Here is a 517-nt window from a genome sequence, read left to right as displayed (position 1 = left end):
GTGGAGCAAAATGACGGAATTGCCTATGACATATCTTCAGCGGCAACAGACACGGCAGCTGCATTGTGAAATTCCTTCTCAAACTTTTCTGGAATTGGAAACACTGTCGACACAAGGGCAAGTGTTCCGGACTCATACTCTTCAAAGACAATTCCACTAAGCAAGTTGTCAGACAACTCAATAGGAGACCCATCACTCACTTTCACTTCACTTAGATACGAACTTGACGATGCCATTCCACCTGTAATGTTGAGAGCGTTCATGTTCACAACTTCAACAATTCATGTTAAGGCATTGGACAAGGATGACAAGGTTATTGAAGAATGAAGGTTCAACTCAAAAGGTTCTTTGGACGGAACAAGCGCATCAGTAAACAACTATTGAAGGTTGTAGTGTATAATCTAAGAGTGATGCCATTAGACCATGAGTATTTTGCAACTCGCATCACAATGTGTATTTTTAATCTCAGTTATTTAAAATTTTTCATTTGACTCCTTTTCTTGGGACTACTAACAAC

At 39.7% G+C, this 517-nt stretch carries 1 protein-coding gene; it reads right to left on the bottom strand.

All coding sequences use genetic code 11. From position 1 onward, the window contains the following. Window positions 1-23 precede the first annotated feature (23 nt). Window positions 24-263, bottom strand: coding sequence for a hypothetical protein (locus RM190_RS23390; protein WP_311761886.1), 240 nt, complete (start codon window positions 261-263; stop codon window positions 24-26). Window positions 264-517: the final 254 nt, after the last annotated feature.

Source organism: Paracoccus broussonetiae (assembly GCF_031854425.1).
Classification (GTDB): Bacteria; Pseudomonadota; Alphaproteobacteria; order Rhodobacterales; family Rhodobacteraceae; genus Paracoccus; species Paracoccus broussonetiae.
The sequence above is the reverse complement of the archived record's forward strand: the minus strand, read 5'-3'. Positions and strand labels throughout refer to the sequence as shown.